The 14,062-nt window shown below is 38.3% G+C and carries 12 protein-coding genes and 1 tRNA gene; 12 read left to right on the top strand and 1 reads right to left on the bottom strand.

What is annotated here, in order from left to right; all coding sequences use genetic code 11:
• Window positions 1-7: 7 nt before the first annotated feature.
• The 6 genes from CRG87_RS05505 (at window position 8) to CRG87_RS05480 (ending at window position 6,247) form a co-directional block, all read left to right on the top strand.
• Window positions 8-2,983, top strand: coding sequence for an LTA synthase family protein (locus tag CRG87_RS05505; protein WP_074425843.1), 2,976 nt, complete (start codon window positions 8-10; stop codon window positions 2,981-2,983).
• Window positions 2,984-3,248: 265 nt separating this feature from the next.
• Entirely contained in the window at window positions 3,249-4,514 is a 1,266-nt protein-coding gene (gene tyrS / locus CRG87_RS05500; protein ID WP_074425842.1) for a tyrosine--tRNA ligase, read from the top strand.
• A 101-nt stretch (window positions 4,515-4,615) separates the two neighbouring features.
• Window positions 4,616-5,005 (top strand): NUDIX domain-containing protein, encoded by a 390-nt coding sequence (locus CRG87_RS05495; RefSeq protein ID WP_074425841.1) that lies wholly within the window; start codon window positions 4,616-4,618, stop codon window positions 5,003-5,005.
• A 109-nt stretch (window positions 5,006-5,114) separates the two neighbouring features.
• Window positions 5,115-5,438, top strand: a complete 324-nt coding sequence (locus CRG87_RS05490; RefSeq protein ID WP_046307748.1) for a heavy metal-binding domain-containing protein — start codon at window positions 5,115-5,117, stop codon at window positions 5,436-5,438.
• A gap of 57 nt (window positions 5,439-5,495) precedes the next feature.
• Window positions 5,496-5,568, top strand: a tRNA-Thr gene (locus tag CRG87_RS05485).
• Window positions 5,569-5,593: 25 nt separating this feature from the next.
• A complete protein-coding gene (locus CRG87_RS05480) occupies window positions 5,594-6,247 on the top strand; it encodes an HD domain-containing protein (RefSeq protein WP_074425840.1) in 654 nt (217 codons plus the stop codon).
• On the opposite strand, the gene CRG87_RS05475 is transcribed toward CRG87_RS05480, so the two are convergent.
• Window positions 6,248-6,748: a methylated-DNA--[protein]-cysteine S-methyltransferase gene (locus tag CRG87_RS05475; RefSeq protein ID WP_083213204.1), complete on the bottom strand. Its 501-nt coding sequence runs from the start codon at window positions 6,746-6,748 to the stop codon at window positions 6,248-6,250.
• 345 nt (window positions 6,749-7,093) lie between these two features.
• On the opposite strand from CRG87_RS05475, the gene CRG87_RS05470 reads away from it, so the two are divergent.
• From CRG87_RS05470 to CRG87_RS05445, 6 genes are all read left to right on the top strand, one after another.
• Complete coding sequence (locus CRG87_RS05470) at window positions 7,094-8,185, top strand: BMP family lipoprotein (RefSeq protein ID WP_074425839.1); 1,092 nt, start codon at window positions 7,094-7,096, stop codon at window positions 8,183-8,185.
• 125 nt (window positions 8,186-8,310) lie between these two features.
• Window positions 8,311-9,381: a BMP family lipoprotein gene (locus tag CRG87_RS05465; RefSeq protein ID WP_074425838.1), complete on the top strand. Its 1,071-nt coding sequence runs from the start codon at window positions 8,311-8,313 to the stop codon at window positions 9,379-9,381.
• Window positions 9,382-9,459: 78 nt separating this feature from the next.
• Entirely contained in the window at window positions 9,460-10,995 is a 1,536-nt protein-coding gene (locus tag CRG87_RS05460; RefSeq protein ID WP_074425837.1) for an ABC transporter ATP-binding protein, read from the top strand.
• On the top strand, window positions 10,988-12,121 hold the full coding sequence (locus CRG87_RS05455; RefSeq protein WP_074425836.1) for an ABC transporter permease: 1,134 nt from the start codon (window positions 10,988-10,990) through the stop codon (window positions 12,119-12,121). Before CRG87_RS05460 ends, CRG87_RS05455 begins: the two co-directional genes overlap by 8 nt.
• Window positions 12,121-13,077 (top strand): ABC transporter permease, encoded by a 957-nt coding sequence (locus tag CRG87_RS05450; protein WP_046307737.1) that lies wholly within the window; start codon window positions 12,121-12,123, stop codon window positions 13,075-13,077. The genes CRG87_RS05455 and CRG87_RS05450 overlap by 1 nt, the downstream gene beginning before the upstream one ends.
• 8 nt (window positions 13,078-13,085) lie before the next feature.
• On the top strand, window positions 13,086-14,024 hold the full coding sequence (locus CRG87_RS05445; RefSeq protein ID WP_074425835.1) for a nucleoside hydrolase: 939 nt from the start codon (window positions 13,086-13,088) through the stop codon (window positions 14,022-14,024).
• Window positions 14,025-14,062 lie beyond the last annotated feature (38 nt).

Raw genomic sequence — 14,062 nt, 5'->3', positions numbered from 1 at the left:
TAGAAACATGAATAAAAACAAAAAATCGTTAAAAGTCGTGCAGGCGATTTGCATATTAGTGGCAACGCTCTTTATGTTAATTCAAATGTATAGTTTGAAGGGTGTTGCTGCGAGAGCACATTACTCATTCGTGCGTTTTATGCCTAACATGATGCATAACGCAACAATGATGATTATACCAATGGTTTTTGGTGCAGTTTATAGCAGGAAAAAACAAAGTGTAAGTGAAAGCTTTAAGTATTGGCTGATGGCCTTCGTTACGCTAGTTGTTTATTACGTCCTATTTTTCATTAAGGTACCTGCACGCTTTAACATGTGGCGTGTTTGGGGGATGTTGTTCCCAATTATTACCAGTACCTCGGTTTTATTTTCTGGCTTGTTTTTCAGTTTACTGGCACAACCACGGATTTATGACTTACAACATAAGCTGACTAAAAAGCAAAACTTACTAGTACTTAGCTTATTAAGTCTTCTTGGCTTTGCCTTGAGTGCCGGAAACTTATCCTTCCAATATTCACTCTATGGTTTATACCTTATTTTGTTTTTTGCATGGGGGATGTTTTTAGCTGGAGTTAAGGTTAATGGTAAGCTCTTTGGTCTAGCTTTATTTAGTGGGATTGTTTCATTCTTTGTTGTTGTAATCGGTGTTTCGGGTTTTGATGCCGTCTACTGGTCACAAATCATTTCCGGCAACGGTGGTGGTGACTGGAACAGAGAATTTTTGAACAATCCATCTTCACCATTTATGCTCCTGATGGTCTTAGCGGCATTCTTATTGTTTAAAAAGGTTATTATGACCTTCAATGAGAAGCAAATGCGTTACTTTATCCCAGTAATCATGTTCATGGATGCGCCAATTTCGACTAGGTTCATGAACGATTTCCGCTTCACTGGCTCATCTTTTGTTAACAAGCTAATCATGATTGTTGTCATGCTGCTTGCTGCTGCAATTTGGGATATGGTACTGGAAAAGTATCTATTTAAATTTAAGCCAGTTACTAAGATTGTTAAGTACTTAGATCATGAAACTAATTTAGCGAAAATTTGTGAGAAGGCTTGGACAAAATTCACTAAATTTATTGTTGCCAACAGAGTTAACTTACTGACTTGGGCTTGGTTCTATGTTTTGAGTTTTGGTTCATTTTTAATTGAATCTGATAACTTAAGAATCCAAATCAGTACTGCAGCGACAATTAATGCGATTGTTTACTTACTTGGCACCAAGTTCTTTGCCATTATTTTAACAACTATCTTCCTTGATGCGTTATTCTCAATTTTCTACTTTGTGACTACACGTTATTGGACATCCAATGTGCTAGTCAGCCTAATTGGAATTGGTTGGGCCATTGCCAATAAGATTAAACTGCTTCTTCGCGGTGAACCAATTTATCCAACTGAAATCAGTGAAATCGTCAATTGGAAGACGCTTTTACCAATGATTGGTAAAACAACAGTTATTGCTATCCTAGTTGCAATTGTAATCGTGATTGCACTGGATGTTTTCTTAGAAATCAAGTTTCCAATTAAGAAACGCGGCTCATGGAAACGACGTGGAATTTGGGCACTATTGAGTTTAGCGTTATTCATGACGCCATTCCGCTTCAACCATGATGGTGGAGTTATTTACCACATTAATCGTGGATTCGATAATAGACAGCGCTTTAGAAACCCAGAACGTGATATCCAGGTTAACGGACCAGTTCTGAATTTCTTAAACTATATTGACTTGCAAATCATGGATCAGCCAGCGACAGGCTACTCTGCTTCGACTATCAAACAGTTGAATGATAAGTATGCTAAAGTTGCTAACAAGATCAATAAAAACAGAAAGAATAAACTTAGTGACCAGACAATTGTCTTTAACCTAAGTGAAAGTTTCGTTGATCCGAATACTTTCCCAACCATTAAGATAGAACAGTCTGCACCAAATCCAGTTAAGTTCATTGAATCAATGAAGTCACGCTCTTCATACGGTACAATGCTTAGTGCTGGTTACGGTGGTGGTACGGCTAACATGGAATGGGAAACCTTAACGGGATTGAACATGGGATTGTTTAAGTCTACTTTGACGCCATATGTTCAGGTTGTTCCTAATTACAGTTTCTATCCAACAATCGGAATGAACTTTGATTACAAGTCAGCTATTCACCCATTTATTGGGACATATTACTCTAGACGTGAAGACTATCGTCGCTTTAAGTTTGATAAGTTTGTCTACACTGGTTCGAAGTATAAAGTTATTGATCAGAAGAAACTTGGTAAGAGTGGCTATAACTCTGACTTTACTACTTATGCTAATGGACTGCAGCAAATTAACGCACGTAAAGATGGCCAGTTCATCAATCTGATTTCAATTCAAAACCACATGCCATATAACAATTGGTATCCACACAACGAATATATGGGTAAGATCTCAGGTGATCTATTTAATACTCCAGCAGTTCGTGAACAAATGGCGACATATGTTAAGGGTACGCAATACACTGATAAGGCAGTTAAGCAATTTATTGGTCAAATTGATAAGATTAAGAAACCAATTACGTTAGTCTTCTACGGTGACCACTATCCAAGTATTATTTCGCAGAGTTACACTGCTAAGTATCCGGTTGAAATGCACTCAACTCGTTACTTCATTTACTCGAATAAGTATGCTCGTGAACATGGTGCCAAAACGCATTTACCACGTAAAGCTAACAATTTCGTAAGTTCAAGTGACTTTATTGCGATGATGCTTGAGCAGACTGATTCAAAGGTTACACCATACCAAGCACTCCTTACTGAAGTTCATAAGAAATTGCCTGCAATTACAATTAACTTCAAGGGTGATAAGGGTTATGAATTAATTGGACGTAAGGGACAAGTAATTCAACCTCAGTACCTAACCAAGGAACAACAAGATCTCTTGGCTGATTATGAAACTATCCAATATGATATGACTGCTGGTAAAGCTTATGGTTTACAAATTAAGGGCTTCTACAAATAGTATCTGGTGTTGACTTATTAGAAAAAAATGAGTATTATTCATTTAGATATTTTAAGTAGCGTTTCAGTTCAGTGTTCAGAGAACTAGCGGTTGGTGTAAGCTAGGCAGGCTGAAGTTTCGCGAAATACATATCGGGTGGTTCCGCTAAAAACCAAACTTGAGGCGCTAATAAGCGCAAACGTGGGTGGTACCACGGCTAAAAAAGTAATTTAGTCGTCCCTGGATTTCTTGGGAAATCCGGGGACTTTTTTATTGGAGGAAAAAGATGGCAAACTTTAATATTTTAGAAGATTTAAAATGGCGTGGAGCAATTAACCAGCAGACAGATGCAGAAGGACTAGCTAAGTACTTAGAAGAACATGATGACTTAGCACTCTATTGTGGTACTGATCCAACTGGTGATTCACTTCACATTGGCCACCTAATCCCCTTTATGATTTTAAAGAGATTCCAATTAGCTGGTTACCATCCAGTAATTGTTATTGGTGGTGGTACTGGTACAATTGGGGACCCATCAGGTCGTAGTACCGAAAGAGTTTTACTTGATGCTGAAAAGCTTCATCAAAATGAAATTGCTTTGACTAAGCAAATGGAGAAGCTGTTTGGTACTGAAAACTTTGAAATTGTTAACAACGCAGAATGGCTAGATAAGTTAAGTTTAATCGACTTCTTACGTGACTACGGTAAACACTTCCAAGTAAACAACATGATTAACAAGGACGTTGTTGCCAGTCGCTTGGAAAATGGGATTTCATTTACTGAATTTTCATACCAGATTTTGCAAGCAATTGATTTTTACCAATTAAATAAAAACCACGGTGTACAGATGCAAATCGGTGGTAGTGATCAATGGGGCAACATTACAGCAGGAATTGACCTTATTCATAAGTTAATGGGATCTGATCGTGAAGCATTTGGTTTGACTATTCCATTAATGCTTAAAGCTGATGGAACTAAATTTGGTAAATCAGCTGGTGGAGCAATTTGGCTTGATCCAGAAAAGACCAGTCCTTACGAGTTCTACCAATTCTGGATTAATCAAGACGACCGTGATGTAGTTAAATACCTGAAGTACTTTACTTTCCTGAGTCATGAAGAGATTGATGAGTTAGCAGAACAAGTTAAGACTGAGCCATGGAAGAGAACGGCGCAAAAGACTTTAGCTAAGGAAGTAACCAAGTTTGTTCACGGTGAAGCGGGATTGGCTGAAGCAGAAATGATCACAGACTCTCTATTCTCTGGTAATGTCAAAGACTTAACTGTTACGCAAATTGAGCAGGGATTAAAGAGCGCACCAACTGCAGAATCAGGATCGGCTGCTAAGAATATTGTTGACTTTTTAGTTGATACCAAAATCGAATCGTCTAAGCGTCAAGCACGTGAAGACGTTGAAAACGGTGCAATTTACATTAATGGTGACCGTGAACAATCAGTTGATTTTGAAGTTGATCCAGCAAAAGCATTTGATGGTAAGTATGTAATTGTTCGTAAAGGAAAGAGAAAATATACTTTGGTTAATATCAAAGACTAGTTTATGAATAAAAGTCTGGTAGATTATGTATCAGACTTTTTTTATAAAGTGAAAAAAGTAGATGTCAAATAGTAGAGATTCAAAATAAGGGGGGGCTAAAAATGAGAGCACGAGTTGTCTTATATAATCCGGATTTAAAAGATATTTTATTAATTCACAGGCTGAAAAACGAGCGCGACTATTGGGTCATTCCTGGTGGCGGTGCAGAAAACCAGGAAACGCCCATTGAAACCGCAATTAGAGAAGTCAACGAAGAATTAGAAATTAAGTTGTTACCGGAAAAGCTTAAACAATTGTTTGAAATTGACAATGAGGTTATCTTTTTAACCCAAACTGGGCAAACTAAAGCACCTCAAATTAGTGGGGAAGAAAAAGAACGCTCGAGCACTAAAAATATTTACGAGCCGGCTTGGGTTGGCTTAAAAGATCTCACTACAATTAATTTAATGCCACCAGAAATTGCTAAACAGCTTTTAGAATCTATCAAATAATATGATACTTTTAAGCAATATTTGACAAAATATCAGGCTATAATTCATAATCTATTTAAGGCAATAATTATTTATTGCTATAAATTACCCCGTTTTAGGAGGAAAAGAAATGTCTGAAATATTAGTTACTACTACGGAAAATATTCCTGGTAAAGAGTATGAGATTATTGGTGAAGTTTTTGGCTTAACCACTCAATCTAAAAATGCTTTTAAAGATTTTGGCGCTGGCTTAAAATCAATGGTGGGTGGAGAAATCCGTAGCTACACTAAGATGTTACAAACATCTCGTGAGCAAGCTCTTGAACGCTTACGTCAAGAAGCTGAAGAAAAAGGTGCCGATGCAATCGTGATGATGCGTTTTGACTCAGGTACAATTGGCGGTGACATGCAGTCAGTAGTTGCATACGGTACAGCAGTTAAGTTCGTACAGTAAATAATTAAATTTAGCATCCACTAACTAAGGTGGGTGCTTTTTTGTTAAAATTAATTTGCCGCTTTAGCTCAGGAGGTAGAGCACCGCCGTGGTAAGGAGGAGGTCCTCAGTTCAAATCTGGGAAGCGGCTTAAGACTAAAAAAGGAGTGATTAAAATGGAAATAACAAAGGTAATCGATTTTGTTCAAAAGCAATTAGAAGGTGAAAAAACGGGTCACGATTTTTATCATGGTCAGCGTGTGGCCCACTTAGCTAGCCAATTATATTTACAGGATAATCCTGATGCACACGCAGACAGCCGCATGGTGGCGATTATCCAGACAGCAGGGTATTTACACGATACGATTGATGAAAAGATCTGTGCGGATCCTGAGCAAGTTGTCGAGCAAATTAAGCACTTGCTACCACAGGCTGGCTTTAGTGAGCTTGAAGTAAAGGATATTCTTTTTACCATTCAACATATGTCGTTTTCACAAAATATTGAACACCATTATCAATTACCAGTTTCTGGTGAATATGTTCAAGATGCTGATCGCATTGAGAGCTTGGGTGCAATGGGAATTGCACGCGCATTTACCTATGGCGGTGCTCACGGTAATGTGATTTATGATCCAAAGATTAAGCCTGAAAAACTGGTTAGCCATGATCAATATCGCGAACACATCGAAACCACCATTAATCACTTTTATGAAAAGCTGTTTCAATTAGAAGATTTAATGAATACTGATGGTGGCAAAAAAGAAGCACACAAACGAACTGATTTCATGCGTGCTTTTGTTCAAGAATTTATGGATGAGTGGAATGTTTAACTAATTCTGGCGTTCGAATTGCAGTAACGCCTTCTTACGTTCAATTCCACCAGCGTATCCAGTCAATGAGCCGTCACTGCCAATTACGCGATGACATGGGACGATTAGTGTGATTGGGTTATGACCAATTGCACCGCCAACGGCGCGCGCTTTATTGGTTTTGATTGCTTGTTTTGCTTGTAGTTTGTCAGAGAGCTCACCGTAAGTGGTTGTTTCTCCATAAGGGACTTTTTGCAATTCATGATAAACTGCTTTTCTAAATGCTGTAACTTCTGGTCTAATTGGAATAAAGAAAGGATCAGGGTTCAAACCAGCAAAGTAGTCATTGAGCCAGCGAAGAGCTAGCTTAAGTGGGATGTTTTTAACATCATCTGCTTGGTCCAACTGATAGTTTGCACCAAAAAATTTCTGATCCGCAAACCATAAGCCTAGTAAGGCCTTCTCATCACTAAGTAAGATCATGTCACCTAATTTTGACTGGAAAACTGCTCGATGTAACACTTTAATCACTCCATACTAATAAATTATGAAAACCATGCGGTTTCACCGGATGGTTTTTATTTGCGCATTATATTATTCATTTTAGCGTGCATTAATTTATTTTAATAGCGAACAACTTAAAAGCTCATTTTTTCAAAAGCTAGTTTTAATAAACATAACACAAGTAAAAAAGTTGAAAAAATTTCCCTTGTCATATACAAAGCTCGATGGTTTAAGAGCCAAGCGCTAATTTGACAAAATCAAAAAGGTTGTTACATCAACACTCTATGTTGTATTCCGTTTTTGACGTGAATACTAAATATTGATATTCTAGTACTAGAAATTATATGGGGGTCATACATAACTATGAAGACTAAAATCAAGAAAATCCTATCCTTTGCTACCGTAACATTTGCGGCTGGTGTTGCACTTACTGCATGTTCGGGTAAAAAGCAGGGTGGAAGTGGTAACTCAACTGATAGCGCAAAGCACTCAATCGCGTTGATTACTGATACTGCGGGTGTTAATGATAATTCATTTAACCAATCCGCTTGGCGTGGCTTTAAGGCATACGGTAAAGACCATAACTTAAAGCGTGGTAAGAACGGCTATCAGTACTTCCAATCGAGTAGTGCAGCTGACTTTGAGCCAAACTTTGACCAAGCTAGCAAAGCAGGATACCAAACAATTTTTGGTATTGGTTATAGTCTGAAAGATGCTGTTAGTGCAGCAGCTAAGAAAGACCCTAAGAAGAACTTTGTTATCGTTGATGAAGTAATCAAAGATCAAAAGAACGTTGCTTCAGCTAACTTCAAGAGTGAGCAGGCTTCATACTTAGCCGGTGTTGCAGCAGCAACTCAAACTAAGACAGGTGTCATTGGTTTCATCGGTGGAGCTCACGGTAACATTATTGATTTGTTTGACGCAGGTTTTACTAAAGGTGTTAACGATCAAGCTAAGAAGTTAAATAAGAAGGTTACACTTCTAAATCAATATGTTGGTAACTTTACAAGTGCTGACAAGGAAAAAGCTATCGCACAATCAATGTACGCTAAAAAAGCTGACATTATCTTCCACGCTTCTGGTTTAGCTGGTAATGGTCTTTTCCAAGAAGCTAAGGCAATCAACCAAAACCGTCCTGCTGATAAGAAGGTTTGGGTTATCGGTGTTGATGTTGACCAATCATATTTAGGTAATTACAAGAGTAAGGATGGCAAGAAAGACAACTTTGTACTAACTTCAGTAATTACTGGTGTTAATGTTGCTACTCACGATATTGCTAACCGTGCATATAACGGTAAGTTTCCTGGCGGTAAAGAATTAGTTTACGGTTTGAAGACAAACGGTGTTTCCATTACACGCGGTCATATCGAAGACAAAGCTTGGAAATACTCACGTGACGCACGTCAACAAATTATTGACGGTGAAATCAAAGTTCCAATTCACCCTTCAAAATAGTTCGATTTTAGAATAACAAAAGTTTTTATATGCAAAGTCGAATAGATTCATCTTGTCTTTTTACGTATTTTATAATAAAGTAATAGATGAAAAGTTCGTATTTTTGTGGAGGATAAAAACTAACAATGGGTAAAAAACTTGCGAGACTTTTGTCATTAGGAACTGTGGCTGCTTCAATTACTTTATTAATGAGTGGTTGTTCTGGAAAGAAACAGAATTCAACCGGTGAAAGTAAAAAGAATAGCATCGCCTTAATTACTGATAGCAACGGCGTAAACGACCAATCTTTTAACCAAGCTGCCTGGGAAGGCTTTAAAGCTTATGGTAAAGAGCAAGGTCTTAAAAAAGGAAGTGGCTATCAATACTTCCAGTCAAACAGCGCAACAGACTATACGCCTAACTTTAACCAAGCCGCTAAATCAGGCTACAAAACTATTTTTGGTATTGGTTACTTATTAAAAGATTCGGTTAGTGAAGCTGCTAAGAAAAATCCAAAGAAGAATTTTGTAATTGTCGATGATGTAATCACCGGACAAAAGAATGTTGCTTCGGTAACTTTTAAGAGTAACCAAGCTTCATACCTTGGTGGTGTAGCTGCTGCTTACTCAACTAAAACTAACAAAGTCGGTTTTGTTGGTGGGGCTAAGTCAACAATTATTGAAAGCTTTGAAAATGGCTTTAAACAAGGTGTTGCAGATGCCGCTAAGGCAATGCATAAGAAGATAACAGTTGACGCACAATATGTTGGTAACTTTACCTCAACAGATAAAGCGAAATCAATGGCACAATCGATGTACGCAAACAAGTGCGATATTATCTTCCAAGCTGCTGGTTCAGCCGGTAACGGTGTTTTCCAAGAAGCCAAAGCTCATAACCAAGCACATGCTGCCAGTCAAAAAGTTTGGGTAGTTGGTGTCGACGTTGACCAAGAAAACATGGGACAGTATAAAGACAAAGATGGCAAAAAAGACAACTTTACTTTAACTTCTGTTTTAAAGGGCTTGGACGTTGCAACTAAATCTTTAGCAGATGATGCAGTTAAGGGTAAGTTCCCTGGTGGCAAGCACCTTGTTTATTCTTTAAAGGGTAACGGCGTTTCAGTTACAAAGGGTAATTTATCATCAAAAGCTTGGAGCGCAGTTCAGAAATCTAGGGCTGATATCTTAGCTGGTAAAATTACTGTAGCCGGAGATTAATCGCAAATAATCAAGTAATAGGAAACTCTTTGTGTTTTAATATACAAAGAGTTTTTTATAGAAAGAAATATAAGCAAAATGGAAAATACGACGAATGTAATCGAGATGAAGCATATTGTCAAAGATTTTAATGGCTTTAAAGCAAATAATGACATTAATCTAACTTTGCGCAAAGGAGAAATCCTAGCTCTTCTTGGTGAAAATGGTGCTGGCAAGTCAACCTTGATGAGTATTTTGTCTGGTTTGCTAATGCCAACTTCTGGTGAAATTGATGTTCGTGGTCAAGAAGTTGAAATTAAAAATCCGACTGTTGCCAAGAACTTAGGAATAGGAATGGTTCACCAGCACTTTATGTTGATGGAATCATTCACGGTTTTAGAAAATATTATTTTAGGTCATGAAACCATTAAGGGACCAAAGCTAGATTTTAAAAAAGCGCAACAACAAATTGAGGAGTTATCGCAACGCTATAATTTGAACATTGACCCTAAAAAGAAGGTTAGTGAAATTACAGTTGCGCAGCAACAACGAGTAGAAATCCTTAAGGTGCTCTACCGTGGTGCTGATATCATGATTTTTGATGAGCCAACTGCCGTTTTAACCCCGCAAGAAATTACGGAATTTATTCAAATTATTAAAGAGCTGGCTAAAGAAGGTAAGTCAATCATTCTGATTACGCATAAGCTTGAAGAAATCAAGCGTGCTGCAGATCGGGTTACGGTTATTCGTGCAGGTAAGAGTGTTGGTACTTTTGATGTTAGCGGTGTAACTAATAACCGCTTGGCTGAATTAATGGTCGGCCGTCACGTTAACATGAAGCTGGATAAGCCTAGTGCTGAAGTAGGGAAAACTACACTTAAAGTTAGTGACCTTAAGGTTAAGAACAAGCAAGGTATTCTAGCATTAAAGGGATTGTCATTTGCCCTGCGTGCTGGTGAAATTTTGGGTGTTGCCGGTATTGACGGCAACGGACAAGACGAATTAGTACGAGCTTTGACGGGAATGCAACATGTTGATTCCGGCAAGATAAGTATTAATGATGAAGATATGACCAATCAGAAGGTACGAAAAATCACCGAAAAGGGCGTTTCGTATATTCCTTCCGATCGGCAAAAATATGGTTTAATTTTACCATTTTCAATCTCGGATAATCTGGCGTTACAGAATTACTATCATCAACCGTATTCAAGTCACCATGTAATGCACTATGATTTAATTCATCAACATGCCGATGAGTTGATTACAAAGTTCGATATTAGAACGACTGGTAGCAGTTTACCAGTTAGTGACTTATCCGGCGGTAATCAGCAAAAGGTAATTATTGCACGTGAATTAGATCTCGACAGTGATTTGATTATTGCCTTTCAGCCTACTCGTGGCCTTGATGTTGGTGCAATCGAATATATCCACCAGCAACTTTTGCTTGAACGTGCAAAAGGAAAAGCAATTTTATTAATTTCCTATGAATTAGATGAAATTATGCAATTGTCTGATCGAATTATTGTTCTTCATGATGGCGACATTTCTGGTGAAGTTAAGCCGGAAGAAACAAGCGATGAAGAATTAGGCTTGTTAATGACTGGCATTAAGAAAGAAGGCAACGCTCTTGCTTAAAGTAACACCAAAAACGAAAAAAATCTTAGTACCACTAATTTCTATTTTTGCTGGTTTTCTAGTTGGTGCATTGATTATGTTGATCTGGAGCTATAATCCGTTTGAAGCATATTCATCAATGTTCTCTAGTGCTTTAGGCAACATGAATGGAATTGGTGAAACAATCCGTGAAGCGACGCCGCTTATTTTTACTGCAATTGGCTTTGCCATTGCTTCAAGTGCTGGCTTCTTTAATATTGGTTTGCCTGGTCAGGCACAAGCTGGTTGGTTAACCTCAATTTGGATCGTACTTGCTAATCCAAACATGCCAAAAGTTATCTTACTGCCATTAGCAGTTATTGCTGGTGCCCTAGCCGGTGCTGTTGTAGCTGGTGTTGCCGGTTGGCTGCGTGCACAATTTGGAACAAATGAAGTTATTACTACTATCATGCTGAACTACATTGTGCTCTATTCATGCCAGTACTTGATGCAACAAGTTATGTCTAGCAAATTAAGAATCGATACTGATACAACTAAGACAATTACTGCTAACGGTAGTTTGAAAATTGATTGGTTGAGTTCAATGTTTGGCGATTCTAGAATTAACGCAGGTATTTTCTTAGCCTTAATCGGTGTTTTCATTTACTGGTACTTAATGAAAAAGACAACAACTGGTTTTGAGATTCGCTCAGTTGGTGCTAATCCATATGCGAGTCGCTATGCCGGAATGTCAACGAAAAAGAATATTATCTACTCAATGCTTCTTTCAGGTGGCTTTGCTGGTTTAGGTGGTGTTGTTCAGGGACTTGGAACTTACCAAAACTACTTTACCCAGACTACTAGTTTGGACATTGGTTGGGATGGTTTATCTGTTGCGCTACTTGGTGGCGGAACTGCAATCGGTATCTTGCTAGCAGCCATTTTGTTCTCAATTTTGAAAATCGGTGGCCTAGGAATGCAAACAATAGCGGGTATTCCTTATGAAATAGTTTCGATTGTAATTGCGGCAATTATTTTCTTTGTGGCAATTCAATATGTCATTGGACTTTTATTTAAGACCCGCAAAGCATCAGTTGAAGAGCCTGAACAAAAGACAGACGGCACTAATACTGCAAATACAACGTCAACTGAAGGAGGACAAAGGTAATGAATTTAGTTGGAATATTATCTTTATTGGTTTCGTCAACTTTTGTTTACTCTACGCCACTAGTTTTTACAGCTCTAGGCGGGGTTTATAGTGAAAACTCTGGTATTACTAACGTCGGTCTTGAAGGTATCATGACGATGGGCGCTTTTTCTTCAGTTGTCTTCAATCTGACCTTTGCTTCAACTTTTGGTAAGTTGACACCATGGTTAGGTTTACTAGTTGGCGGCGTTGTTGGATTGCTATTTTCACTATTGCATGCTGTAGCAACGATTAATTTCCACGCTGACCACGTAATCAGTGGTACTGTGCTTAACTTAATGGCACCACCACTAGGCGTCTTTTTGGTAAAGGCAATTTATGATAAAGGTCAAACTGAAAATATTACTCAAAGCTTTGGTTACTTTAGTTTTCCTGGTCTTGCTGATATTCCAGTCATTGGACCAATTTTATTTAAGAACACCTCTGCTCCTGCTTGGGTAGCAATTATAGTTTCAATTATCCTTTGGTGGGTATTGTATAAAACGCGCTTTGGTTTGCGTTTACGTGCCTGTGGTGAAAACCCACAAGCAGCCGACACAATGGGTGTTAATGTCTATGGGATGCGCTATGCTGGTGTTCTGATTTCTGGCTTTTTAGGCGGAATTGGTGGTGCTGTTTTTGCTCAAGCAATTTCCGGTAACTTTTCAATTTCGACCATTGTAGGTCAAGGATTCATGGCTTTAGCAGCAATGATTTTTGGTAAATGGAACCCAATTGGTGCGATGCTTGCATCACTGTTCTTTGGTTTTGCTCAGAGTATCAGTATTATTGGTAATCAATTACCATTTTTCAACCATATTCCATCCGTTTACATGCAGATTGCACCATATGTAATCACGATTGTGATCCTAGTTCTGTTCTTTGGTAAGTCAGTTGCACCAGCTGCTGATGGTCAAAATTATATTAAGTCGAAATAAGGAGAAAAATGAAAGAATTCTATTTCAATCACGATGGTAATATCGATGATTTAGTATCATACCTATTGTTTTTACAAGCACCAGAAATCAAGTTGCTTGGTGTTGGTGCAATCGATGCCGACGGTTATGTTGACCCATCAGTTGAGGTCTGCCGTAAGTTAACCGATCGTTTTAATACACGCGGTGATAAACTAGAAGTTGCTAAGTCAAATTCACGTGCTGTTAACCAGTTTCCTGAAGCTTGGCGGACAGCATCGTACTCTTTCAATTCATTACCAATTCTCAATGAATCAGGCAAAATGGTTACCAAGGAAGCAGACCAGCCTGCTCACTTAGACATGGTCACTAAGCTTGAAAATGCTACTGCGCCTGTAACTGTTGTTATGACAGGTCCATTGACTGACTTGGCTCGTGCCCTAGATGCTGCGCCTGAAATTGAATCAAAAATTGAAAAACTTTATTGGATGGGTGGCTCTCTTGATGGTCACGGAAATGTTGTCCAAGTTAATGCAGATGGCACACAAGAATGGAATGCATTCTGGGATCCATACGCTGTTGAGCGTGTACTGGCTTCAAATATTCCAATGGAAGTCATTGGTCTAGAAAGTAGTGAGGAACTACCGCTAACAAATGAATTGAAGATGCACTGGGCAGGTTTACGCAAGTATCCAGCTGTTGATTTAGCTGGTCAAGCTTATAGTCTTCTAGTTAATCCACCAATTCAAACAGCTCAACTATACTTCTGGGATATTTTAACTGTTATCAGTGCACTTTATCCTGAAGTTGTTTTAACAGCAGAAAAACGTAAGGTAAAAGTCATCACTAAGGGAACTGCTGCTGGCCGAATGGAAGAAGATCTAAATGGCCGTGAAATAACTTTAGTAACTAAAGCAGACAAAGATTTATTCTTCAAGAAGTTTGACGAATTACTTATGCGTGCAAAATAATAAACAAAAAAGAGTGAGTTCATAATTTTGAACTTCAC

Origin of the sequence: Lactobacillus apis (assembly GCF_002837055.1) — a bacterium.
GTDB classification, from domain to species: Bacteria; Bacillota; Bacilli; order Lactobacillales; family Lactobacillaceae; genus Lactobacillus; species Lactobacillus apis.
Note: the sequence above shows the minus strand (reverse complement) of the source record. Positions and strands in the feature narration are given on the sequence as shown.